Origin of the sequence: Duganella levis, from assembly GCF_009857605.1 — a bacterium.
Lineage (GTDB): Bacteria > Pseudomonadota > Gammaproteobacteria > Burkholderiales > Burkholderiaceae_D > Rugamonas > Rugamonas levis.
The window spans coordinates 125,370-149,771 of sequence record NZ_WWCT01000001.1; the positions used below are offsets into that span (position 1 = coordinate 125,370).

Annotated in this window: 20 protein-coding genes; 10 read left to right on the forward strand and 10 right to left on the reverse strand. The window is 64.6% G+C overall.

Translation table 11 applies throughout. The features are described 5' to 3' along the window. The first annotated feature begins 3 nt into the window (after nucleotides 1-3). The 3 genes from GTP69_RS00610 (at nucleotide 4) to GTP69_RS00620 (ending at nucleotide 2,630) form a co-directional block, all read left to right on the forward strand. On the forward strand, nucleotides 4-1,071 hold the full coding sequence (locus GTP69_RS00610) for a YncE family protein (protein ID WP_161053055.1): 1,068 nt from the start codon (nucleotides 4-6) through the stop codon (nucleotides 1,069-1,071). A 72-nt stretch (nucleotides 1,072-1,143) separates the two neighbouring features. Further along, nucleotides 1,144-1,665, forward strand: a complete 522-nt coding sequence (locus tag GTP69_RS00615) for a sigma-70 family RNA polymerase sigma factor (RefSeq protein ID WP_161053056.1) — start codon at nucleotides 1,144-1,146, stop codon at nucleotides 1,663-1,665. After that, on the forward strand, nucleotides 1,662-2,630 hold the full coding sequence (locus GTP69_RS00620; RefSeq protein ID WP_161053057.1) for a FecR domain-containing protein: 969 nt from the start codon (nucleotides 1,662-1,664) through the stop codon (nucleotides 2,628-2,630). The genes GTP69_RS00615 and GTP69_RS00620 overlap by 4 nt, the downstream gene beginning before the upstream one ends. On the opposite strand, the gene GTP69_RS00625 is transcribed toward GTP69_RS00620, so the two are convergent. The 5 genes from GTP69_RS00625 to GTP69_RS00645 all read right to left on the reverse strand — a co-directional run bounded on the left by GTP69_RS00625 (nucleotide 2,611) and on the right by GTP69_RS00645 (nucleotide 9,899). After that, nucleotides 2,611-3,669, reverse strand: a complete 1,059-nt coding sequence (locus tag GTP69_RS00625) for a PstS family phosphate ABC transporter substrate-binding protein (protein WP_161053058.1) — start codon at nucleotides 3,667-3,669, stop codon at nucleotides 2,611-2,613. The two genes, GTP69_RS00620 and GTP69_RS00625, sit on opposite strands and share 20 nt — an antisense overlap. A 5-nt stretch (nucleotides 3,670-3,674) precedes the next feature. Continuing rightward, entirely contained in the window at nucleotides 3,675-4,724 is a 1,050-nt protein-coding gene (locus GTP69_RS00630) for a PstS family phosphate ABC transporter substrate-binding protein (RefSeq protein ID WP_161053059.1), read from the reverse strand. Next, nucleotides 4,724-5,455, reverse strand: coding sequence for a hypothetical protein (locus tag GTP69_RS00635; protein ID WP_229260780.1), 732 nt, complete (start codon nucleotides 5,453-5,455; stop codon nucleotides 4,724-4,726). Before GTP69_RS00635 ends, GTP69_RS00630 begins: the two co-directional genes overlap by 1 nt. A 23-nt stretch (nucleotides 5,456-5,478) precedes the next feature. Further along, on the reverse strand, nucleotides 5,479-7,593 hold the full coding sequence (locus GTP69_RS00640; protein WP_161053060.1) for a TonB-dependent siderophore receptor: 2,115 nt from the start codon (nucleotides 7,591-7,593) through the stop codon (nucleotides 5,479-5,481). Nucleotides 7,594-7,748: 155 nt separating this feature from the next. Then, nucleotides 7,749-9,899, reverse strand: coding sequence for a TonB-dependent receptor (locus GTP69_RS00645; RefSeq protein WP_161053061.1), 2,151 nt, complete (start codon nucleotides 9,897-9,899; stop codon nucleotides 7,749-7,751). 189 nt (nucleotides 9,900-10,088) lie between these two features. Between GTP69_RS00645 and GTP69_RS00650 the strand changes: the two genes are divergently transcribed. Then, a complete protein-coding gene (locus GTP69_RS00650; protein WP_161053062.1) occupies nucleotides 10,089-10,595 on the forward strand; it encodes a Fur family transcriptional regulator in 507 nt (168 codons plus the stop codon). Here the strand turns inward: GTP69_RS00650 and GTP69_RS00655 are convergent. Further along, entirely contained in the window at nucleotides 10,519-13,578 is a 3,060-nt protein-coding gene (locus GTP69_RS00655; protein ID WP_161053063.1) for an efflux RND transporter permease subunit, read from the reverse strand. The two genes, GTP69_RS00650 and GTP69_RS00655, sit on opposite strands and share 77 nt — an antisense overlap. After that, a complete protein-coding gene (locus GTP69_RS00660) occupies nucleotides 13,575-14,711 on the reverse strand; it encodes an efflux RND transporter periplasmic adaptor subunit (RefSeq protein ID WP_161053064.1) in 1,137 nt (378 codons plus the stop codon). The genes GTP69_RS00655 and GTP69_RS00660 overlap by 4 nt, the downstream gene beginning before the upstream one ends. Before the next feature lie 110 nt (nucleotides 14,712-14,821). Here GTP69_RS00660 and GTP69_RS00665 point away from each other — a divergent pair, with 110 nt between their 5' ends. Genes GTP69_RS00665 through GTP69_RS00675 form a run of 3 tightly spaced genes read left to right on the forward strand, consistent with a single transcriptional unit; the run spans nucleotide 14,822 to nucleotide 17,241 of the window. After that, a complete protein-coding gene (locus tag GTP69_RS00665; RefSeq protein WP_161053065.1) occupies nucleotides 14,822-15,481 on the forward strand; it encodes a response regulator transcription factor in 660 nt (219 codons plus the stop codon). Then, on the forward strand, nucleotides 15,478-16,794 hold the full coding sequence (locus GTP69_RS00670) for an ATP-binding protein (protein WP_161053066.1): 1,317 nt from the start codon (nucleotides 15,478-15,480) through the stop codon (nucleotides 16,792-16,794). Before GTP69_RS00665 ends, GTP69_RS00670 begins: the two co-directional genes overlap by 4 nt. A 51-nt stretch (nucleotides 16,795-16,845) precedes the next feature. Beyond that, nucleotides 16,846-17,241, forward strand: a complete 396-nt coding sequence (locus tag GTP69_RS00675; RefSeq protein WP_161053067.1) for a CC0125/CC1285 family lipoprotein — start codon at nucleotides 16,846-16,848, stop codon at nucleotides 17,239-17,241. A 3-nt stretch (nucleotides 17,242-17,244) separates the two neighbouring features. On the opposite strand, the gene GTP69_RS00680 is transcribed toward GTP69_RS00675, so the two are convergent. Both GTP69_RS00680 and GTP69_RS00685 read right to left on the reverse strand, forming a co-directional pair. Continuing rightward, nucleotides 17,245-18,636, reverse strand: a complete 1,392-nt coding sequence (locus GTP69_RS00680) for an ATP-binding protein (RefSeq protein WP_161053068.1) — start codon at nucleotides 18,634-18,636, stop codon at nucleotides 17,245-17,247. Next, nucleotides 18,633-19,355, reverse strand: coding sequence for a response regulator (locus GTP69_RS00685; RefSeq protein ID WP_161053069.1), 723 nt, complete (start codon nucleotides 19,353-19,355; stop codon nucleotides 18,633-18,635). The genes GTP69_RS00680 and GTP69_RS00685 overlap by 4 nt, the downstream gene beginning before the upstream one ends. A 143-nt stretch (nucleotides 19,356-19,498) precedes the next feature. Between GTP69_RS00685 and GTP69_RS00690 the strand changes: the two genes are divergently transcribed. From GTP69_RS00690 to GTP69_RS00700, 3 genes are read left to right on the forward strand one after another with little or no spacing between them, the layout of a single operon-like run. Then, a complete protein-coding gene (locus GTP69_RS00690) occupies nucleotides 19,499-21,871 on the forward strand; it encodes a TonB-dependent receptor (RefSeq protein WP_161053070.1) in 2,373 nt (790 codons plus the stop codon). A 10-nt stretch (nucleotides 21,872-21,881) separates the two neighbouring features. Further along, nucleotides 21,882-22,631 (forward strand): tetratricopeptide repeat protein, encoded by a 750-nt coding sequence (locus GTP69_RS00695; RefSeq protein ID WP_161053071.1) that lies wholly within the window; start codon nucleotides 21,882-21,884, stop codon nucleotides 22,629-22,631. Continuing rightward, nucleotides 22,628-23,305 carry a Fe2+-dependent dioxygenase gene (locus GTP69_RS00700; RefSeq protein WP_161053072.1) on the forward strand — a complete coding sequence of 226 codons (678 nt, stop codon included), beginning with the start codon at nucleotides 22,628-22,630 and terminating at the stop codon, nucleotides 23,303-23,305. Before GTP69_RS00695 ends, GTP69_RS00700 begins: the two co-directional genes overlap by 4 nt. Here the strand turns inward: GTP69_RS00700 and GTP69_RS00705 are convergent. Then, nucleotides 23,279-24,319, reverse strand: a complete 1,041-nt coding sequence (locus tag GTP69_RS00705; RefSeq protein WP_161053073.1) for a YncE family protein — start codon at nucleotides 24,317-24,319, stop codon at nucleotides 23,279-23,281. The genes GTP69_RS00700 and GTP69_RS00705 overlap by 27 nt on opposite strands. Nucleotides 24,320-24,402 lie beyond the last annotated feature (83 nt).

Sequence of the window (24,402 nt, forward strand, 5' to 3'; positions counted from 1 at the left end):
GTCATGACCGCATTGCACATCACCGTATCCCGGCTGCTGGCCGGCCTGATGCTGGGCCTGGCCGGAATGGCAGCCCACGCCGATGACGGCCTGCTGGCCCGCATCGAACACAGCGCCGTGTTGCCGGGCAGCGGCCACAGCTGGGGCTTCGCCGCGCTGGACCCGTCGCGGCCCTACCTGTGGATCGCCCGCCGCGAGAACGGTCTGACCGTGTTCGACGTCGCCAAACAGAAGCCGGTGAGCACAGTGGAGGGCGGCGCCGGCGCCAACGGCGTGGCCTTCGTGCCGGCCGCGGACCGCGCCTACGTCGCCAACACCGACGGCACGCTGGGCATCGTGCGACTGTCGGACATGCACCAGCTGCGCCGCCTGGCCGTCAGCGACGCCAACCTGAACACCGCCATGCTGGAGCCGGTCAGCGGCAAAGTGTGGCTGACCAGCGGCCGCCGGGCGTCGCGCTCGACCGTGTATGTGCTCGATCCGGCAAGCGACAGCATCGTGGCGCAGCACGACTTCGACATCAAGAAAATCGATCCGCCGCTGGCCCTGGGCGACGGTTCGGTGATGGTGCCGATGCGCGACGAAGGCAAGCTGCTGAGGCTGGCCGGCGACACGCTGGCGGTGCAGTCCACTTGGAGCTACCCGGACTGCAAGCAGCCGAGCGCGTTGGCCGTGGACCAGCGTCAGCGCCGTCTGTTCATCGCATGCCGTGGCGAGCGGCCGGTGCTGGTGGTGGCCAACCTGGATAGCGGGGCACAAGTAGCGTCGCTGCCGATTGGCCACGCCGTCAATGCCTTGGCCTATGACGCCGGCCGCCGGCTGATCCTCGGGCCAAGCGGCGCCGACAGCAACCTGACGCTGGTGCGCCAGGACGACGCCGATCATTACACGCCGCTCGGCTACGTCGCGACCCGCACCTGGGCCCACAACATGGCCTACGACCCGCGCGCCGGCAAGGCGTACCTGCTGACGATGGACGTGACCCAGCCCGCCACGCCGCCGGGCGGCGCCAAGCGCGATCCAATATTCCATCCAGACACCTTTACCGTGCTAAGCCTGCGTATCGAATGACACGGCAGGGATTTACACGCAGCGTGTTTTATGTGAGAATGATTATCATTAACTTTGATAAATCACGCTGCTGTGTTCACCGCACCTCGTCCTGCCGCCCACGATGCCTTCACCCATATCTATCGGGATCATCATGGCTGGCTGCTTAACTGGCTCTGGCGCAAGCTGGGCTGCCGCAGCGGCGCGGCCGATCTGGCGCAGGACACGTTCACCCGCGTGCTGACGGCCGACGCCGCCAGCGGCCTGCGCGAACCGCGTGCCTATCTCAGTCGGGTGGCGAATAATCTGCTGGCCAATCACTGGCGCCATCTCGGACTGGAACGCGAGTATCTGGCCGCGCTGGCGACGCAGCCGGAGCTGCTGGCGCCATCGCCCGAGGAACAGGCGCTGATGATGGAAACCCTGTATCGGCTCGACGCCATGCTGCAACGCCTGTCCGCCAAAGCGCGGCAAGTGTTCCTGATGGCGCAACTCGAAGGTTTGCCGTACGCCGCCATCGGATCGCGCCTGGGCATTTCAGAACGCATGGTCAAAAAATATATGGCGCAAGCGATGTTCGAATGCGCGCTGGCGCTGCCGGCCGACGCCGCATGAGTTCCACCACCAGCGGAGCGACAGAGGAGCATGCCGTCCTGCGGCAAGCGGCGGAATGGTTTGCGGCCTTGCATGCCGATGACGCAGGTGCGGCAGAGCGCGATCAATGGCGGCGTTGGGTCGAGGCGGCACCCGAGCACCGGCTCGCATGGCAGAAAATCGAAGCGGTCAACCAGCAGTTCGGCATGCTGCCGGCCGAGCCGACGCTGGCCGCGCTGAAAACTCCTTACACGCGCCGTTCGGCCGCCAAGAAAATCCTGTTGCTGGCATCTACGGTGGCGTTGGGCACTGCGGTAGCGCGGCGCGACAGCCGTGAATACATGACCGCGCTGGCGGCCGGTGAGCGCACCGCCGTCGGCGAGATGCGCCGACTGGCGCTGGCAGATGGCTCCGATCTGTGGATGAATACCGACAGCGCAGTGGATATCGACTTTGCTGGCGGCCTGCGCCGCGTGGCCTTGCATCGCGGTGAAATCCTGTTGAACAGTGGACGCGATCCGGTTCGTCCGGCGCGTCCGCTGGTGGTCGATCTGCTGGGCGGCCGCTTGACTGCCTTGGGCACGCGCTTTGGCGTGTTCCGCTCCGGCGCCACTGCGCGGCTGGCCGTATTTGACGGATCGGTGCGGATTGAGCTGGATTCGGGTCACTCGACAATCGCAGCGGCAGGCACGCAGAGGCATTTCGGCGCAGACTGGATCGGCGCCGCCGAAGCAGCCGACGAGCAGCAAAGCGCATGGACGCGCAAGCGGCTGAGCGTCGACCGCATGCGCCTCGGCGATTTTGTCGCCACGCTGGCACGCTACCGGCGCGGCCACCTCGGCTGTAATCCCGCCGTGGCCGACTTGCTGCTGACCGGCAGCTATCCCCTGGATGATTTGGACCGCATCCTGGCAGCGTTGGAAAAATCGCTGCCGGTGCGGGTGCAGCGGGTGATGCCGTGGTGGGTTACTGTGGAACCTGCATGAGCTTCAACTTCGCCAGTTCCTGCGCCAGGTCTTCAGGACTCAGCGGCACATAGCCTTCTTCCGTATCGCGCTGGCGTGCCAGAATGTCCTGTCCTTCGCGCGACAGTGCCAGGCGCAGATATTCATACACCAGCGGATCCAGGGGCTTGCCCGGCGCCCGGTTCACATACAACTGCACAGCCGCCGACAGCGGATACTCGCCGCGCCGTACTTCATCGTAGGCTGGCGTGTGATAGGCATCGCCGGTGTTGGCGGCCAGCGGCAGAACGCGCACTTGACTGGTGGTCTTGGCGGCGTCCACCCAGCCCAGCAGGGCGATACCAAACGGATCGGCGGCCACGGCGCGCAGCACGGCTTCGCGATTGGGCAACGCTTCATATTTGATGGCGAACGGCCGGCCGCCGAAGCGGGCGACGCGCATGCCGGTAGCAAAGCCGCCGTCGTCGCGCAGACCGTAGGCGTGGATGCGGCGTTGCGCGTACTCGCCATTCAAGCCTAGTTGCGACCATGTATTCAGATCGCCCTGCGGCGAGCCGGCGGTGAAGATCTGGCCCAATTGCTGGATGCTGAGGCCGGGAAGCGGATTGTTCACGTTCACGTAAGCCGCTGGCGGCGTCTTGTTCGGCGAACGCGGGCCATGGCCGTTGTAGCCGATGCGGATCGGCGTAGCGTCGTAGCCGAAGACTTGGCGGAAGGCGCTGCGGTCGCCGGGCCACATATCGCGCGTCAGCGGTGCGAAGGCGGTGGCGCCGGCGGTCAGCGCAGGCATGCCGGCCGAGGAACCTTCCATGCGCAGGTTGAATCGGACAGCGGGATGCGTCTTGGTGAACAGCGCATTCAGTGACTGGATGACGTCTTCCAGTCCGTCGTTGCCGACGATGGCGACGCTGCCGTCGCGCAGCACATACGGTTGGCTGGCGGCGACAGTAACGGCCTGAGGCACATACGGCGCCGGGGCGGGCGTAGCGGCGCTGGCCGGGCTGGCGCACAGCAGTACGCCAGCGGCCAGCAGCACGCGGTAGGTCAATTGTTTGGGCATGGCGATTAATCCAGTTTCGATAATTCAGCCGCTGCTTGCGCGGCGCTCAGCGGGATGTAGCCGCGTGGCTGGTCGGCGATGATCTGCTGGCCCTGGCGCGACAGCACCAGCCGCAGATACTCGCGCACCAGCGGATCGACTGGTTTACCGGGCAGGCGGCGCACGTAAAAATACAGCCAGCGGCCATAGGGATAGCTGCCGTCCGAGACCTCGGCCGGTGTGCCGGTGGTGACGTGGCCTGCGTCGTTCAGGATGGCCAGTTGCTTGACCTGCTGGTTCTCCATGCCGATGGCCGCGATGCCGATGCCGGCCGGGTCGCTGCCGATGCGTTTGAGGATGGCTTCGGTGTTGCCCAGTTGTTCGTGCAGCGGTGCGAGCTGGCGGCCGTGCAGGTGAGTCTGTTGCAGGTAGTCGCCAAAGCCGGTGTATTCCGGCGTGCCGTATGGGTGGATCGCGCGTTGCGTCCATTCGCCTTTCAGGCCCAGTTGGCCCCAGGCGGAGTAGTCGCCGTTCGGATTGCCGATGGAGAGTATGCGGGCGACATCTTCCGCGCTGATTTGCGTCAGCGGATTGCTGCGGTTGACATACACCGCCAGCGTGGTCGCCAGATGGCCGCTGGTGTCGTCGCTGGTGCGGGCGACGCGGATTTCCAGCGCGTTGGCGCCGACGATCTTGCGGTATGGGACGGCTTCAATCGGGTTGATGGCGCGGCCCATGGCGCCGAACAGAGTTTTGCCGTGCATCAGCAGCGGCACGGCGCTGGTGGTGCCTTTGCCGTCCACTGCAAAGCGGATGTTGGGATGGCTGCTGGTGAACAGTGTGTTGAAGCGTTCGACGATGTATTGGACGTGCTCGGCGCCAGAGAGTTGCACCGCGCCGTCGGCCGTCAGGTAGCTGGCGTCTGGCGCGATGCTGACGGGCTGCGGCTGGTAGGCGGGCAGGGTGGCGTCGAGCGGGCGGCTGGCATCCGCTGCCCAGGCGCTGGCCGTGCTGGCGGCCAGAAGGCAGCCGAGCAGCAAGCGCAGACGCGAACGAAGGCGGCTCGGCGACGTCATTATTTCGCTCCTTGCGGTGCCGTCAGCGCCCAGTCAACAGCGGCGTCGAACAACTGGCCGCCTGCTGGCGACAGGTTGGTGAACGTCTCGTTATCCAGGAAGAACATCACACGGCGTGCTGGCGCCAGGCTTTCGTAGTCCATGGTGGCGCCGCGCTCGTAGCCAAAGATGGCGGCCTTCTCAGGTTCGCCATAAATGGTCGCGATGGTGGTGGCGCCCAGGCCGGGCTTGCCCCAGCTCATGGTGGCTTGCTTTTGATAGATATCGACCACGCCGGCCGGCAGGCCTGCCGCCATTGGGTGCGGCGCGTTGACCAGCCAGACGTAGCGCGATTTTTCTACCGTGCCGTAGTCCGTTCCGGCGCGCTTGCCGGTCATGCCCAGGTCGTCCAGCAGATCCATTTCCCAGGTCATCAGGGGCGCCTTGATGTCGCGGTAAGCGCCCAGCAGGTCGCGGCTGCGGATGGTGGCCGACAGAATCACCAGATCCGCGCCTTGCGCCTGCTGCACCGGCGCATACTGGCTTTGCAGCGTGACCTTGTAGCCGCGCGCTTCCAGATGCTCCTTGATCTTCTCGTCAAACGGCAAGCTCTTGCCCTCGACGCGCACCACCAGCATGATCTTCTTGCCGGGGAAGGGCGCGGGCTTCGACGCCAGGGGCACGGCAACCGGTGCCGCCGGCTGCTGCGCGCTAGCATGGCCGGCCAGCGCCAGGCCGCCAGCCAGCATCATTGCTGCGAGTGTGCGGCGCGCGATCACAGGTCCACCTTCATGGTCAGCTTGATGGTGCGCGGTGCGCCGGCTGCCAGGCGGGTGCCGGCTGCTGCCCAGTACTGTTTGTCGCCCAGATTCTCAACGTTGACTTGCCAGGTGGTGCGCTTGCCCAGCGTCTGCGTGATGTAGCGGCCACCGACGGTGAACAGCGTCACGCCGCCCAGGAATGCCTGATCCAGATCGTTGACCGGACGACGGCCGGTGTAATACGCGCCGGTGTTCAGCGAGAAGCCCGGCACATAATCGTCAAACGCATACGACAGGAACGCGCTGCCGGTTTGCTTGGAAGCGTTCTCTGGCAGCTTGCCGTTGTAGGCATCGCTGATTTTGCGGAACTCCGGATTCAGCAACTGCGCCGAGGTCTGCCAAGCCAGGTTGCGCGTCAACTGGCCCTGCGTCGACAACTCCACTCCGCGATAGTGCTGCTCACCATCAGCCACAAACACGTTGGCGGTATTGGTGTAGTAGCCAGGACGGTTGATATCGAACAGCGCCGCCGACAGTAGCGTGCCACCCGGCGCGCGCCAGCGCATGCCAAGTTCTTTCTGCTTGCTGACGCCCGGGGCCATGCGCTCATTCTGGTTGACGGTGCCGGTTGGCGCCGGTTCGCCTTCTTCCAGACCTTGCGCCGCCGATGCATAGAACGACAGGTCGGCCAGCGGACGATAAATCACCGCCGCCATCGGCGTGTTTTTGTCCGCCGTGTAGTGGTTCACACCCTGATCGCTCTTGTAATTGACCTTGCGCACGCCGCCGATGACTTGCCACTGCGGCGAGAAAGTCAGGCGGTCCAGCGCGTAGACGCCGGTATCGCTGGTATCCAGCGCCGCCGTGGTTGGCGTGGTTGGCTTGGCGCCGTAGGTGATGGTGGTAATCGGCACCGGATCGTACAGATTCTGTGCTGCCACCGTGTAGTTGCTCTGGTAGATCGGGTCCTGGCTCTTCTCGGTTCGGCTGACGCCGAAGGTAATCTCATGCTTGACCGGGCCGGTGACAGCGGTGCCGAACAGTTCCGCGCGCAGGCTGTCCGAGCCGACCACGTGGTGCTGCTGGTTGCCGGTGATGCGGCCGGCGCCGGTGGCGACCGTGGCGTTACTGGTAAAGCGGAAGATCGCGAGGTTGCGGTCGCGCGCCACTTCCGAGTGGCCGCCTTCCAGCGTCAGCGCCCAGCCGTCGCCCAGCGAATAGTCGGCGCGCAATGCTGCCAACTTGCTGGTGGCGTCGAACTTGGCCATCTCCGGACCCACCAGGCGCGAAGGATCGACCGCGCGCGGCAGCGTGATGACGCCATTGACGGCGGTCGGCAGCGTCACGGCGGCTTCCTCGGTGACCTTGCGGTGATCGTATTCCAGGTCGGCTTTCAGCAGCAGGCGGTTGTTGACGCGCCAGTCCAGCGCGGCGGAAGCGAACTGGCGGTTGCCGTTGCCGACGTTGTCGAGGAAGGTGCCGAGAGAACCGCCGGCAGCGTTGATGCGCACACCGAATTCGTTCTGCTCGCCGAAGCGGCGGCCGACGTCGACATTGGCGACGGCTGTGCCCTTGTCATCCAGCGTCAGGCCGGCACTGGTGACCGGTGTATTGCCGGCGCGCTTGGTGACGAAGTTGACTACACCGGCCGGCGAAGTGAAGCCGTAGTACAGCGCCGAGGCGCCTTTCAGCACTTCGACGCGCTCCTTGTTCTCCATCGGCACCTGTGAGAAGTTCATGATCGGCACCGAGCCATTGAGGCGGTAGTTGGTGCGGTTTTCCACGGCGATGCCGCGAATCACCAGCTGGTCCCAGGTGTCGCCGCCGTTTTGCTGGCGGGTCACGCCGGCGGTGTTGCGCACCGCGTCGTACAGGCCGCCGGCGGCTTGCAGGTCCAGCACTTCACGCGTGATGACGTTGACGGTGGAAGGTACTTCCATCACGTCCGAACCGCGGAAACTGCCGGCCTCGACCGTGTTAGGCGTGAAGCCCTGGGCGCGGGCGGCGGTAATTTGCACCGCCTTCAGGACTTGCTCGTCCTCCGTCTGGGCCATGCCTGGGATGTGGGCGCAAGCCAGCGGCATGGCGAAGAAGAGATAGAAGAAACGAGGGCGAGTGGTGTGGGTCATGAGGTGAGCGTTGATTGGAAAAACGCTCATAATATTGCAAATGAGACTCATTCGCAACTGTGGTTGCTACTTACTTTGCGGCACCAGCGAAACCCGCACACCGCTAAGGCCAGGGTCTGACCCCGTACGGGGTCAGACCCTTTCGTCCGGGGTGGTTAGAAGTTGGCGTGCAGGCTGACGCGGTACGCGCGCGGCGAGCCTGGGGTGATGTTGTTGTCACCGTTGGCGTACAGGTAGTACTTCTTATCGGTCAGATTCTCGACATTGACCTGCAGCTTGTAGTTGGCGTTGATGGTGTAGAACAGCGCCGCATCCACCCGCGTGTAGCTCGGCAGCACCACCGTGTTGCTGGTCGACGCAAACATATCGTCGCGGCGAATCAGGCCCAGGCCGGCGCCCAGCGCCTGCGTGAAGTCATAACGGTTCCACAGCGACAGCGTGTTCTTTGGCACCATGCCGACGATGGCGCCATTCAGCGCGGTGGCCGATGCGGTCGCCAGCAGCTTGGCGTCCTGATGCGCGTAGCCGCCGTTGATGCTCCAGGCGCTGGTGATCTTGCCGTTGATGCCGATCTCCACGCCGTTGGTGCGCTGGCCGTCGACCAGGCTGTCGGCGATGCCGGTGGCCGGATTCACCACCGCCACATTGTTGCGGTTCAAGCGGTACACGGCCACCGTTGCCAGCAGGTCCGGTGTGATTTCCAGCTTGCCGCCGATTTCATAGTTGGTGAATTTTTCCGGCTTCAGGCCCTGGTTGACGCTGGTCAGGCTGCTCAGCTGGTCGCCGCCGCGTGGGAACGAGGCCACGCTGTAGTTGGCGTACAGCGTCGCCGCCGGCACCGGCTTGTACAGCAGGCCGACGCGTGGCGAGACCAGGCTATCGCTGCTGGACAGATCGGCGGCGCTGGCCGGAATCGCGCGCAGGCCGGCGGCCACGTTGTTGTGGTAATCCAGTTTGAAGCTGTCGTAGCGCAGGCCGGCGATCAGTTGCCATTGCGACGTCAGTTCGATCTGGTCCTGGATGTAGACACCGGCGATCTTGGCGGTGCTGTTGCCGTCGCGGTCGGCGCTGCCGCCGCCCAGCACGTAGTTGACCGGCAGCGAGCCGTCCGGGCTGGCCAGCGGCACGTTGATCGAGGTGCCGTTATTGGAGAACAGGCCGGTCTTGCGCAGGTAGTCGGTGTCCTGCTTGCCCAGCTCCAGGCCGGTCAGGATCTTGTGCTTGATGCCGCCGGCGTCGAGGTCGAAGGTGACATCGGTCTGGTTGAACAGGTTCTTGCGCCACTGGTGATTGTTGTAGGCCGAAATCGGCACCGTGCTGGCTTTTACATTGACCGCGCCGGCGTTGTAGTTCTGGTAGAACTTGTCGTAGTCGGTGTAGCGGGTCTTGTTCGACAGGTGCACGCCGCCGCCGAAATCGTGGTCGATGACCGCGCTGAAGGCGTTCGAGTTGAGGCGGGTAGGGCGGCTGTCGGCGCTGGCGTCGCCGAAGAAGGCGTCCACCGGCAGGTCCATGGGCACGCCGTTCAGCGACGGGACGCCACGGTCGGCGGCGCGCTTGTCTTCAAAGTGCTCGAAACCCAGCACGATATTGGTGTCCTTGTTCGGACGGATGGCCACGGTAGGGTTGATGCCGGAGCGTTTCAGCGTGGCGTTGCGCTGGTAGCCTTCCGAGTCTTCCACCAGTCCTGTGACGCGCAGCGCCACGGTGTCGTTGATGGCCTGGCCGACATCGAGCGTCAGACGGCGGTTCTGGTAGCTGCCCAGCGTCAGGTCGGCGGCGCGTACCGGCGCGCCGAAGTTGGCCTGCTTGGTGACGCGGTTGATTACGCCGCCGGAACCGCCACGACCGAAGATCATGGCATTCGGGCCGGTCAGCGCTTCCACCTGCTCGACGTTGTACAGGTCGCGGTAGTACTCGACGTCGTCACGCACGCCGTCGATGTAGAAGTCGCCGGAGGCATTGGAACTGCCACGGAAGATCGGCGCATCGCGGTTGCCTTCGCCATTGGCCATGCCGATGCCCGGCACGTAGCGGGCAACGTCGGCCATGCTCTGCATGTTGATGTCCTTGATCAGCGCCTGGTTGATCACGGTGACGGTTTGCGGCAGGTCGCGGATGGCGGTATCGGTCTTGGTGCCGGCGCTGGTGCGTTTCACCAGGTAGTCATCCTTGGCGGCCTGGCCATTGACGGTGACGCTCGGCAGGGTGGTGTCGGCTGGTTCGGCGGCGTGGGCCTGGGGGGCGAACGCCAGGTGCAACATCAGGGCCAGCGGGGACAAGCGGAGAGTGAGAGTGGTTTGCATGTCAATTCAATCTAAATATAAATGAGAACGAATCGCATTATTGTTTGCGGATCGAGATGACAACAATCGAAAAATTATATTTTTGACATCCGTGGTGGACCTACAACTTTTTAATACTGCGTTAATTCTCGTTTCGCTACCATCCGCCACCTGCGCGGCCAGCCGCATCAACCTTGAGACGAGAGAGTTATGGACAACGCACCATCCGCCAGCGCTGAAACACTGGTGTTCACGCAACTGCGCAAGCTGGGGCTACGGCCGACCAGCGCCCGCGTCTGCGTTTTGCAGGTGCTGAATGAACATGCGCAGGAATCGCTGCCGGCCGAGCGCATCTTCCTGGCGCTGATCGCCATGGGCATCAGCGTCAGCCTGGGGACGATTTACCGGGTGTTGAGTGAACTGGAGCAGCGCGGCCTGGTGCACAAGGAGTGGCATGCGCTGGACGCGGCCGGCAAGTCGCACTACGTGCTGGCGGCGTCCAGGCAGGCGCCGGCGTCATGCCTGATGGTGTGTCCGTCCTGCGGCCGCAGCCACAGCGTGACGGACAAATCGCTGGCGGACGCGTTGCAGCGCCACGCCCGCACCGGCGGTTTCGATCAGGGACTGGCGTCGGCCGTGATCAGCATTGTTTGTAATCAGTGCGCCAGCGCGGCGCCGAGCCCAGCCGCTCAAACGCCAGGAACAGCACCGGGGTGATGAACAACGTGATCAGCTGCGAGAACAGCAGGCCGCCGACGATGGCGATGCCCAGCGGCTGACGCAACTCGGCGCCAGCGCCCAGGCCCAGCGCGATCGGCAACGCCCCCATGATGGCGCACAGCGTGGTCATCATGATGGGACGGAAGCGCAGCAGGCAGGCCTGGCGCACCGCGTCCACCGGCGTGGCGCCATCGCGCTGCGCCGCCAGCGCAAAGTCGATGATCATGATGGCGTTTTTCTTGACCACGCCGACCAGCAGCAGGATGCCGATCATGGCGATGAAACTCAGTTCCAGTCCGGCCAGCCGCAGCGCCAGCAGCGCCCCAACCGCCGCCGACGGCACGCCGAGCAGGATGGTGATCGGATGCACCCAGCTCTCGTACAGCATGCCCAGCACCACATAGATCACCGCGATGGCGATGGCGATCAGCCATAGCTGGCTGCTCTGCGATTGCTGGAACAGCGCGGCGGCGCCGGCGTAGGTGCCGAAGATCGATGACGGCAGGCCGATGCGCTGCTGGGCATCGGCGATGGCGGCGGTGGCGTCGGACAGCGATTTGCCGGGGGCGAGATCGAAGGAAATGGTCACCGCCGGCAGCTGGCCCTGGTGGTTGACGGCCATGGTGCCGCGTCCGCGTCCCACGTCGGTGAAGGCGCGCAGCGGCACCAGCGCGCCGCTGGCGTTGCGCACATGGACCTTGGCCAGGCTGCTCTCGTCGCGGCGGTACTGGTCGGCCAGTTCCATGATGACCTGGTAGCTGTCTTCCGGCGCGTAGATGGTCGATACCTGGCGCGTGCCGTAGGCGGCATACAGCGTGTTGCGTACGGTGGCCATGTCCACGCCGAGCGTGGCGGCCTGTTCGCGGTCGACGTGCAGTTGCGCGTCCATGCCGTCGTACTGGGCGTCGCTGTTGACGCCGACCAGCACATCGCCGCGTTTCAGCTCATCCATCAATCGCTTGGCCCATTGGTTCAGGTCGCCAGGCGTGACGGCTTGCAGGGTGTACTGGTAGGTGCTCTTGGATGAACGGCCGCCGACCTTGAGGTTTTGCACCGGGCTGAAAAACACTTTGATATTGGGCAGGAAGCTGGTCTCCTGCCGCAGCCGCGCCAGCACCTGCGCCATCGGCGGGTGTTTGTCGTGCAGCGTGATGTAGAAATTGGTGGTGTCGTGATCCACCTTGGCGGCAACGTCGCGTACGGCGGGATCGGCCATGATGGCTTGCTGTAGCTGCTTGAGCACCACCAGCCGGCCTTCGTACGACATATCCTGCGGCGCATCGACATTGCCGGATACCTGGCCGGTGTCTTCCTGCGGGAAGAAGCCACGCGGTGCGCTGGTGTACAGCCAGGCCGTCAGCGCGAAGGTGGCCAGCGCGACCAGCAGCACCGGGGTGCGATGCTTCAGCGCGCGCTCCAGCAGGCGCGCATAGCCGTTGAGCAGGCGCGCGAAGCCCGCTTCGAAGGCGCGGCTCCAGGCCGGGGCCGGTGCGTGCAATTGTGCCACTTTGATGAAGCGCGGCACCAGCAGGGGAATCAACGTCAGCGAGGCGGCGGCCGATACCAGCACGGCCAGCGCCACGACGATGGCGAATTCATGGAACAGTAGCCCAATAGTGCCGGGCATGAAGAAGATCGGGATGAACACGGCCATCAGCGATACCGAAATCGACACCACGGTGAACGCCACTTCGCCGGTGCCCTGGATGGTGGCGGCGCGCGGGTCCATGCCGTCTTCGATGTGGCGCATGATGTTTTCCAGCACCACGATGGCGTCATCAACCACCAGGCCGACTGCAATGGTCAGGCCCATCAGCGAGATATTGTCCAGGCTCAGGTTGAGCGCGAACATTAAGCCGAAGGTGCCGAGCAGCGACACCGGCAGGCTGATGGCGGGGATCAGCGTCGCCATCAGCTGGCGCAGGAATAGCAAGATCACCAGTACCACCAGCGCGATGGTCAGCAGCATGGTCAGGTTGACGTCGTGGATGGCGTTGCGGATCGAGATCGAGCGGTCGTTCAGCAGCTGGATATGCACCGAGCCGGGCAGCTGGCTGGCCAGGCGCGGCAACAGGGCGCGGATGGCGTCGACGGTGGCGACGGTGTTGGCATCCGGCTGGCGCTGGACTTGCAGCAAGATGGCGTCGCGGCCGTTGATGGTGCTGCTGTTCTGGGTGTTTTCGATGCTGTCCTGCACCGTGGCGAAGTCGCTCAGGCGTACCGGGCGGCCGTTGCGGCTGGCGACGATCAGGGGCGCGAAGTCGGCTGCCTTCATCAGGCCGGGCGGCAGGTGCAGCGTCATCATCTGGCGTGGACTGTCCAGTTGGCCGAGCGGGGCGTTGGAGTTGGCGGCTTTGAGGGCGGTGCTGACTTCGTCCAGCGTCAGGTCGAGCGCGGCCAGGCGGTCGGGATCGACTTCGATGCGCACGGCGTAGCGCTTTTGGCCGTTGACGGTGACTTGCGCCACGCCGCTCAGCGTGGAGAGTGCCGGCACGATCAGGTTGTCGGAGTAGCTGTTCAGCTCGGACAGACGCAGCGACGGCGAGTCGAGGCCGATTTGCAGAATGGGAGCGTCGGCTGGATTGACCTTGCGGTAGGACGGCGGCGTGGTCATTTCGGCCGGCAGCGAGCGGGTCGCGCGGTACAGTGCGGCTTGTACGTCGCCGGCGGCAGCGTCGATGTTGCGGCTGGCGTCGAATTCCAGCGTGATCTGGGTTTCGCCCTGGATGCTGCTGGAGGTGGTGGCCAACAGGCCGGGAATGGAGGTGAACTGCTTTTCCAGCGGCGTCGCCACCGAGCTGGACATGGTTTCCGGGCTGGCGCCGGACAGGCGCGCACTGACCTGGATAGTGGGCGTGTCATAGGTGGGCAGCGCGGCCAGCGGCAGTTGCAGCCAGCAGGCGATGCCGGCGACGATGACGGTCAACCATGCCAGCAGCGTGGCGATGGGGCGTTGCAGGCAAAAGGAAGCAATACTCATGGCTTGCCGCCCGCAGCCTTGGCCGACGCGGCCGCGTCGATCCGAATGGCGTCACCGGCGCGCAGGTTGGCGCCGCCTTCCAGCACCACGCGGCTGCCGCCGGCCAGGCCGGACACCACCGCCTGCCCATCCTGCACCCGCAGCAGGCTGACCGCCTGCCGAACCGCTTTGTTCTCCGCGCTGGCCAGATAGACGAACCTGCCGTCCGGCCCCTCCAGCACCGCTTGCGGCGGCAATGTCACCGCATTACGGTCCGATCCCGCCAGCACCGTCACGCGCGCGTACGCCCCCGGCCACAAGTTACGACGCGGATTGGGAAACGTGGCCTTCAGACTAATGGTGCCGCTATCCGTATTGACCACATTGTTGATAAAACTGAGCTCGCCATTAACCGGCGTGCCATCCGGGCCGTCGAGCTGCACGCGCAGCGGACCTAGTGCACGGGCTGACAGAATCGCCGGTAAATACTGCTCCGGCAAGTTAAATTCAACCCCAATCGGCGCGAACTGCACCAGTGTCACCAATGGCGCAGCGGAGCTGGTCTGCGCCAGGCTGCCCGGATGCACCGCCACCGCGCCAGTGCGCGCCGCCACCGGCGCCATGATGCGGGTATGCGTCAACACCACATGCGCGCTGTCGATATCCGCCTGCGCCGCCTTCAACTGCGCCTGCAACGCCTCCACCTTGCTGGCGGCCGTATCAACTGCGCTGGACGTGATGAACTTCGACTTCACCAACTCCGACGAACGGCCGTAATCGCGCTTGGCATCGGCCAATTGCGCGCGAATCTGCGCCGCCTGCGCCTCGCTGCGCTGCAACTGCGCGCGGGCGTCGGTGTCGTCCAGCGTGAACAGCAACTGGCCGGCCGCCACATCGTCACCCTCCTTGAAATGGATGCCGACAATCACAGCCGTCATCTGCGGCCGCACTTCAACCTGATTCAGCGCCACCAGATGGCCTTGCGCCATCAATTCCAGCGGCAGATCCTGCTGCCGCGCGACGGTCACGCTGACCAGTGGCGGCGGCTTGGCGACAGCCGTGGTGGAGGGCTTGGCACGCAGCGCGTAGGCCAGGGAAGCGCCGGCGGCCAACAGCAGCGCGGCAAGAAGCAGGGGACGTTTGAGTATCAGCATCCGCCGATGCTAAACGGCTGAGCGTTAAACGATTATTAAAGCCTGGCGTTAATACGCCTTTAATAAAGCATTTCGTACACTGCCAGCACGTAATGAAGTGAGGTGCAGTGATGCGATTGCTGTTGATAGAAGACGATCCCATGATCGGCGAAAGCATGGAAGAAGTGCTGCGCAAGGAAAATTACGCAGTCGACTGGGTGCGCGACGGTGACAATGGCCTGCTGGCGCTGCGCCAGAACGTCTATGACCTGGTGCTGCTGGACCTCGGCCTGCCGAAGAAACAGGGCATGCAAGTGCTGCGCCAATACCGCGCCCATGGCGGCGACGTACCGGTACTGATCGTCACCGCCCGCGACGCCACCGCCGCCCGTGTCGAAGGCCTGGACGGCGGCGCCGACGACTACCTGGTCAAACCCTTCGATGTCGACGAACTGCTGGCCCGCATCCGCGCGCTGCTGCGTCGCGGCAAGGCGCCTAACCAGGCCGTGGTCCACCATTGCGGCCTGCAGGTCGACATGGCCTGCCACATCGCCAGCTTCCATGGCGTGCCGCTGCATTTGCCGGCACGCGAATTCGCCGTGCTGCGCGCCTTGCTCGACGCGCCCGGCAGCGTGGTGTCCAAGAGCCAGCTGGAAGAGCGCATCTACGGCTGGGGCGAGGAAATCGAGAGCAACACCATCGACGTCTACATTCACCATCTGCGCAAGAAGCTGGGCACCGGCTTCATCCAGAACATCCGTGGCGTCGGCTACAAACTGGCCAGCGCATGAAAACCATCCGCACCCGTCTGCTGCTGGGGCTGATGACCGGCGCGCTGGGGTGCACGCTGGCCGCCATGATGCTGCTGTACATGCTGGCCGACCACGAGGCCGACGAACAGTCGGACCAGCGTCTGCGCCAGCTGGCGTGGTCGTTGCCGTTACAGGCGCCGGTGCCATGGCGGCTGCCGCACGAGAGCGACCCGGAAGACCAGTTCGACGTGCAAGCCTGGAATGCTGCGCAGCAGCCGGTGCACGTGTCGCAGCACGCACCGGCGCTGACGGTGCCGCAACCGCAGGGCTATGTAACGGTCGGCTATCGCGGCGAACGCTGGCGCGTGTATTCGGATGTGGTGGCCGGCTACCATGTGCAGGTGTCGCAGCCGATTGCGATCCGCCAGCGGGTAGCGGCGCAGATGGCGCTGCGCATCGTGCCGCCGCTGTTGCTGCTGCTGCCGGCAATGGCGATCCTGATCTGGGTCGTGGTCGGCCGCGCGCTGAAACCGCTGGAACGGCTGACGCAGGCGGTGCGTGGCCGCACGCCGGCCGCCTTGCAGCCGCTCGAAGACGACGGCCTGGCGCCGGAACTGCTGCTGATCGTGGCGGCGCTCAACGGTCTGTTGCGCAAGGTGGCGGACGCCATCACCACGCAGCGCAATTTTGTGGCGGATGCGGCGCACGAACTGCGTTCGCCGTTGACCGCGTTGAAACTGCAACTGCAACTGGCCGAGCGCGCCGCCGATGATGCCAGCCGCCAGACTTCGTTCCGCAAACTGCACGAACGGCTCGACCGCGCCACCCATCTGGTGCAGCAGTTGATGACGCTGGCGAGGCAGGAGCAAAGCACCGTCCCGCCAGCTTGCATCGACTGCGACCTGCTGAGAATCGCCCGCCAGGTGGTGGCCGATCACACGATTTACGCGGACAGCCGGCGGATCGATCTCGGCGTCAGCGCCGACGCGCAATCAGTACGGGTGAGCGCGCATATGGAGGGGCTGGCGATCATGCTGAGCAATCTGGTGGATAACGCGCTGCGTTACACGCCGCAGGGCGGCCAGGTGGACGTGATGGTCGGCCAGCAGCAGGGCCGCGCCTTTCTGCGGGTCTGCGACAACGGCCCCGGCGTGCCGGAAGCGGGCCGCGAACGATTGTTCGACCGTTTCTACCGCCCGGACGGCAACGAGGTGTGGGGCAGCGGCCTTGGCCTGTCGATCGTCAAGAGCGTGGCGGATGCGCACCAGGCCACGCTGAGCTTGCATAACGGTAGCGGCGATCGTGGACTGGTGGTGACAGTACTGTTTCCGCAAGCAGCTGTAATCGCGTAGAGTAGCGTAATGCTGCTAGCCGCATAGAGGATATCTATTGAGGAGTAAAGCATGAAAACCAAGCTCACTTTCATTTTGGCGTGTGCAGCCCTGTTGGCCGGCTGCGCCACGGAATACCAACCGCATAATAGCGAAGGGGGCTACAGCGAAGCACCGATCGAACCGGGTGTGTGGCGCGTCAAGTTTGCTTCAACGCCGTACACGCTGCAGCAGCAGATCCAGGATTTCTCCCTGCTGCGCAGCGCGGAGCTAACGCTGCAACAGGGCTACAGTCACTTTACGCTGGCGGCGCCGGACGGCAAGGCCAGCGCCCAGCCGGGGCCGGACGTGGTGGTGCGCATGTTCAAGCAGCGGCCGCCAAATGGCGTCAACCAGTACGATGCCCGCGCCGTGTGTGACCGGCTCGGCACGCGCTACGAAGTGACTTGCCAGCCCCGGCCACTGTAAGCGTCAGGCGCGGCCAGCCGGGCGACGCAAGGTCAGCGTCACTTCCAGTCCTCGCTGCGGCAGGTTGCGCAAAGTGAGTTGGCCATGGTGCGCCTGCGCCACGGTCTGTGCGATGTTCAGGCCGAGGCCAAAGCCGCCGGTGCTGGCGCTGCGTGAGGGCTCCAGCCGATAAAACGGCTCCAGCACTTTCGCCAGCTCGTCTTCAGGAATGCCTGAACCACGGTCGCGCACCACGATGCGCAACTGTTCCGCCGTGTCGATGACCTCCACCGTGGCTTGCTCGCCATAACGGATGGCGTTTTCGATGATGTTTTGCAGACAGCGTTTAAGGCTGTGCGCGTAGCCTTGCAACGGCGCGGCCACGCCGCTGACCTCGACCACCGCGCCAATCTCGCCGAAGTCCAGCCGCAGGCTGCTCAGCAGGCTGTTCACGTCGACCAATTGCAGCTGTTCATGCACATCACTGTCCTGCACCAGATGCAGCGTGGCGCTGATCAGTGCATCCATCTCATCCAGATCCTTGCGGAAGCGTTCCTGCTGCGCCGGCGCCACCGCTATTTCGGTGCGCAGCCGCAGGCGGGTGATCGGTGAACGCAGGTCGTGCGATACCGCCGCCAGAAAACGCGTGCGCTCGGCGATGTTGTTGATCAGCCGGCGCTGCATGGCGTTGAATGCCAGCGACGCCTTGCGCACTTCCAGCGGGCCGCCCGTATCCAGCGGCGGGCTATGGATGTTGTCGCCCAGCTGTTCCGCTGCTTCGGCCAGACGCTGAAGCGGCTTCATCACCAAGCGCACGGCCAGCCACGCCAGCAGCACGATGGCGGCGGCGCGCAGCACGTAGATGCGCAGCAGGTAATCGCTGGTGGCTGCCAGCGGCGCGGTGCTCATGCCGGCCTGGCCCTCATGGATGTCGGCTTGCAGCCAGCTGTCGTCGCCGAGCGCCGCCTGTACTACGAAGTGGCCGGTGGGATACGGCTCCAGCAGCATGCTGCGCAGGCTGCCCGCTCCGCCTTCGTCTATGTCGGCGCGCAGGATGCGCAAGTCGGGAATGCCGGCGTGGCGCGCACGCAGCACCTGCTCGAACAGGCGGGCGGCGGCGGCCTGGTTGGGGTCGAGGTGCGCGGTGCGTTCGTCGGGTTCGGTGATGGCTTGCAGTTGCAGGCCGGGACCGGACAGCGCGTTCATCAGCGGCGCGCGCGCGTCTGCGGCAGTGTGGTCCAGCACCCGCAAGGCATCGGCCAGCCGGGTTGCGGCCAGCCGGCTCGGGATTTCAATCGCTTTGCCATAGCGCATGTCGTACCAGATGGTGCCGGTCAGCGCCTGCGCCGCCAGCATGCCGCCGACCAGGATGATGGCCAGCCTTCCCGACAGCGACTGCGGCCACCAGCGCTTCATGCGTCGTAGCTGACGTCGGCCGTCAGCATGTAGCCGAGATTGCGGATGGTCTTGATCAGCGCCGGACTGCGCGGCTGGTCTTCCAGCTGCTGGCGCAGGCGGCTGATACAGACGTCAATCGAACGGTCGAACGCCTGGCTGTCCTTGCCGAACACGATCTGGCACAGGAAGTCGCGGCTTAGCGTGCGTTGCGGATGGTCGAGCAGGGCGCGCAGCACCAGATAATCCGAACTGCCCATCGCCACCGTCACGCCGGCCGGCGACAGCAACTGGCGGCCCTGCGTTTCCAACCGCCAGCCGCCGAAGCGGATGTGCTTGAGCTGGTCGGCCTCGTGCTGTTCCGGGAAGCTGCGCGCGCGGCGCAGGATCACCTTGATGCGGGCCAGCAGTTCGCGCGGGTCGAAGGGCTTGGGCAGGTAATCGTCGGCGCCTACTTCCAGGCCGATGATGCGGTCGATCAGCGTGCCGCGCGCGGTGAGCATGATCACCGGCGTGTTGCGGCGGGAGCGCAGTTCGCGGCACAGTTCCAGCCCATCTTCACCGGGCATCATCAAATCCATGATCACCAGGTCGATGCGGTCGTTGGCCAGCGCCTGGCGCATGGCGGCGCCGCCGTCGGCGCATACCGGGTGGTAGCCGTTGCTGCCCAGGTAGTCGGAGAGGAGCTGGCGGATGTCGGCGTCGTCGTCGACGATAAGAATGCGGTCTGGTCGATTCATAAGAGATTTGTAATCGATTGTGATGGGAAAAACGCCCAACACATTCCATTACATATTGCCGGTTTGAGCACTGTTCAGCCCCCAAACCCGTCTTTATAGTAATTACAAATGAGAATCATTATATTCTATAAGAGGGAGTTGTGATGGCTGACCGCAGTACCGCAAATGCAATCGAAACCGTTTTTTCCACCTATGGCAAGCTGTCGGCAGGCGTCGGCCTGGCCGTCGGTTCGCTGTCCATGAGCACCCAGGCACTGGCGCAAGAGGGCGCGCCGGACCGGCCGGCCACCGATGCCCAGCTGAAGGAAGTGGTGGTCAAGGCTGAGCGCGAAGCGCCGGCCTACAAGCCTGAAAACCTGAGTTCGCTGAAATTCGGCCAGCCGCTGCTGGATACGCCGCAAAGCGTGACCGTGGTGCCGAAGCAAGTGCTCAGCGAGCAGAATGCGCAGAATTTGCAGGATGTGCTGAAGAACGTGCCGGGCATTACCTTCACCTCGGGCGAAGGCAACCTCGGCTGGGGCGACCTGTTCACCATCCGTGGCTTCTCGTCGGAGCAGAGCATTACCGTGGACGGCATGCGCGATGCCGGCATGTCCAGCCGCAATGACACCTTCAACCTGGAGCAGGTCGAAGTATTCAAGGGCACCGGCTCGATCGAGTCAGGCACGGCGTCGGTGGGCGGCACGGTCAACCTGGTCAGCAAGGAAGCCACGCTGGACAACTTCTACCATGTGTCGCTGGGCGCCGGCAGCGCCGATTACGGCCGCGCTACCGCCGACCTGAATCGCCAGCTGGGCGCCGGCAGTGCGCTGCGCATCAACCTGATGCAGCACCAGAACGGGGTGGAAGGCCGCGACAAGGTGCGCTTTGAGCGTAGCGGCCTGGCTACCTCGCTGGGCCTGGGCCTGGACGGCAATACCCACTTCTTCCTCGATCTGTTCCATCAGGAAGACCACAACGTGCCGGACGGCGGCCTGCCGATCCAGCGCGGCACCGGCGGCCAGACCATGCCGTTCGTCTCGCATTCGTCCTGGTACGGCGCGGACTCCTATACCCAGCAAACCCGCTCGGACGCCGTCACTGCCAAACTGGAACACGCGTGGAGCGACCAGCTGAAGATCCGCAGCCAGTTGCGCTGGGCACAGACCGACAACCTGCAAGTGCTGGCGCCGGCCCGTTTCAATGCGGCCACGGCCGCCGGCGCGTCGCTTGGCACCTCGCTGGGCTATGCCGGCGTTGGCGGCCTGAGCGCGGCGGCCGGCATCCGTTCTTATACCGACTACACCAATACCGCCAGCGAATACGCGGTGCTGCGCGGCGCCGATTACGGCACCTCCAAGCGTTACCGCATCGTTGCCGACCAGACCGACCTGAGCATCAAGTTCGCCACCGGCGTGCTGCAACATGAACTGGTCACCGGCGTCGACCTGTTCCGCGAAACCTATGGCGATTTGCAGCGCACGGTGATGGCGCCGTCCGGCACGCTGTGGTTCGACCTGGCCAATCCGGTCACCGCGTTCAAGGAAGTACCGACGGTGAAAGGCAGCGCCGGTGTGCTGTCGCGCATCAGCAATACCGGCGCATACGCTACCGACACCATCCGCATCACGCCGCAATGGCGCGTGCTGGCGGCGCTGCGCTACGATCACTGGCGCGCAGTCACCAGCACCAAGGGCGTCACTTCGGCCGACAGCAGCGACGGTGCCGTCAGCGGCCGCGCCAGTCTGATGTACAAGCCACAGGAAGACGTCAACATCTATCTGGCCTATGCGCAGGCGGCGCAGCCATCGGCGATGGGTGCGTCGACCAACAACGCCATTTACGGATCGGCGGCCGCTGCGGCCTACGATCCGGCCGTCTCCAAGACCGCCGAACTGGGCGCCAAGTGGGATGTGCTGCATCATCGCCTGTCGCTGACCGGCGCCTTGTTCCACACAGCCGTCAGCGATTCGTGGGAATACGGCGATACCGATACCTCGCCGGTGCGCGCCTTGCCGGCCAAACGCGTCAACGGGCTGGAACTGGGCTTGCAGGGCAACCTGACCGAGGCATGGTCGGTCTACAGCGGCCTGGCGCGCATGGACAGCAAGCAGACCAAGGGCGCCAACAACGGTTCGGAAGCCAAGAACGTGCCGCGTCTGACGCTCAACCTGTGGACCTCGTACGAAGCGGCCAAGGGGCTGTTCCTCAGCTACGGCGCCCAGTACGTTGGCGAACGCCGCTACACGGACAGCAAATATGTCGGCGGCCAGAACAACAACGCCAGCACCGTCAGCGGTTCGGCCGGCCTGGCGCCGACTTATGTGCTGGATACTGAAAAGGCGCCGTCGTACTGGGTCTCCAGCGTGGCCGCGCGCTACCGCGTGAACAATATGGTGACCTTGAACCTGAACGTGCAAAACCTGTTCGACAAGTTCTACTGGTCGCGTATCGGCGCTTCGCTGGACGGCTTCCAGTTGTATGGCGTCCCGGGTGCAGGCCGCACGGTGACGCTCAGCGCCGATATGAACTTCTGAGGTGCGGGCCATGGCGCAGACTGACCTGAACATGCTGCTGGCGTTGGATGCCGAGGGCTGGCACGCCTTGCTGGCAGCCGGTGATGACGAAGCGCTGGCGGCCCTGCGGCTGGCGTCGCGTCACGGCGTGCCGCGCGCCCAGGCGATCCTGGCGCAGCGGCTGCTGGCCGGCGACGGCGTGATGGCCGACCCCGGCGAGGCGGGGCACTGGTTCCGTCTGGCCGCCAACAACGACGATGTTGACGCCATGAACATGCTGGGCCGCTGCCATGAAAACGGCTGGGGCATGGCGGTGGATGTGCAGATGGCGGTCTACTGGTATCGGCTGGCAGCGCAGCGCGGGTTGGACTGGGGCATGTACAACCTGGCCAATCTGATGATGAACGGCAGTGGCATGCCAACCGACCGGCCCGGCGCATTGCAGCTGTACCGCCAGGCGGCCGCGCTGCGGCACGCCAAGGCGATCAACATCGTCGGCCGCTTTCATGAGGAAGGATGGGAAATGGAGGCCGATGCGGAACAGGCGTTTGCCTTGTACAAGCAGGCGGCGGAAGGCGGGGATTTCCGCGGCTGCTTCAATTACGGCCGTCTGTTGGCCGAGCGCGGGCTTGCGGAGCAGGCCTGTGCGGTGTTGCGCCGGATACCGGTGGCTTCCACCCCGGCCTTTCTGTCCAATGTGCGCGGCTGGCTGGCGGCGCATGCCGTGGCGTCCTTGCGCGCCTTGGCCTCAGAGCCGGCCTTCGCTGGAGCCGGCGCATGATGCTGCACCTGAAATCGGTGCTGCTGCCGGACGAGTTGCGACACATGCGCGAGACACTGGCGCGGGCCGACTGGGTGGATGGCCGCGTCACCTCCGGTAGCCAGCCTGCGGACCTGAAACGCAACCGCCAGTTGCCGGAGCAGGGTGCCGCCAGCCGTCAGTTGCAGGAAATCGTGCTGACGGCCTTGCGCCGTAACCAGCTGTTTTTTTCGGCCGCCTTGCCGGGCAAAATCGGACCGCCGCTGTTCAACTGCTATCAGGCTGGCAGCTATCTGGATGACCACATCGACGTCGCCATGCGTTACACGGCCGGCGGCGAACGCGTGCGCGGCGACCTGTCGTGCACGCTGTTCCTGAGCGATCCGGACGAGTATGAGGGCGGCGAACTGGTGATTGCCGACCAATGGCGTGACGAGAGCGTCAGGCTGGCGGCCGGCGACATGCTGCTGTATCCGGCCAACCGCATCCACCGCGTGCAGCCGGTGCGGATGGGTACGCGCTACGCCAGCTTCTTCTGGATCGAAAGCATGGTGCGCAGCGGCGAGCAGCGCGAACTGCTGTTCGAGATGGACCGCAACCTGATGCAGCTGCGCGGCCAGGACCCTGCCGACCCATCACTGCTGGCACTGACCGGCGTGTATCACAATCTACTGCGCATGTGGGCCGACAGCTGAGGCTGGCGCGACGTCGAACGCCTGCAATCCCGCCTGCGCCGCCTGTGGTCCCTTGGTATGCACCACGTACAGGCGGTGCAGCGACGGCACGTACTGCGCGGTCTTGCCGCCCAGCGTGTCGATATGCTGCTCGATGGCGTAATGGTCGGGCGTTGCCGCGCTGACCACGTCCAGCCCGCCGGCGCCGGCGATGTACAGGCGGCGGTTCTCATCATCCACGATGATTTCGTCCGACGTCTCCACGATGTCCAGCGTTTGCACCAGCTTGCCGTCGGCGGCATCCAGCACGAACAGCTTGCCCGGCTTGCGGGAGCCGACGAACAGCCGGTTGGTCTGCGGATCGAAGGCCAGCGCCGAATTGCGGCTGGGGCCGGGAACTTGCCAGATGCCTGCCAGCTTGCCGTTAGCCAGATCGATGACGCCGATTTCATTGCGGTCGCGGAAGTTGACGAACAGGCGGTCGGTGGCCGGGTCGATGGCCATGGCCTTGACCTGTTTCGCCGGCACGGCAATGCGGCCAAGCACCGCGTGGTCGGCCAGCGAGATCAGGCTGATGTACGCATGGTCTTCGCTGGTCTTGCCGCCATTGCCCAGATAGAAAATTCCGCGCTTCTCGTCGACGATGCCGGAATCCGGCTGCGCCTCCATCGGGATGTTGTGCGTGACCTTGAAACTGGCGGTATCGGCTATCTTCAGGCTGGCTGCGCCGGCGTCGGCAATCCATAATTCCTTGCCGCCATGCGTCAACAGCAGCTTGTGCGGCGAGCGCGCCAGCGTGCGGTCGCTGCGCAGATGGCGGCCGTCCGGCAGGTGAAAGACTTCGATGGATCCGTACTCCTCGGTCGGCACGTACAGCAGGCTGCGCGCCAGGTCGACGTCAAAATGGTCGAAGTCGCCGCCGCTGACATCGGGCAGCGACGTGGTGGACAACAGGTGCAGCGGCTCGGCCGCCATGGCCGATGTTGCCAGCAATATGCCCATCAACAGGGCGCTCAATTTCGGCAGTGGTTTCATCAGATTCCCGTCCATGAAATCGCCCATCTTGCAGCGCTCATCACTAACGCGCAGTCTCGTCCGCATTAAAAAAAATTCATGTG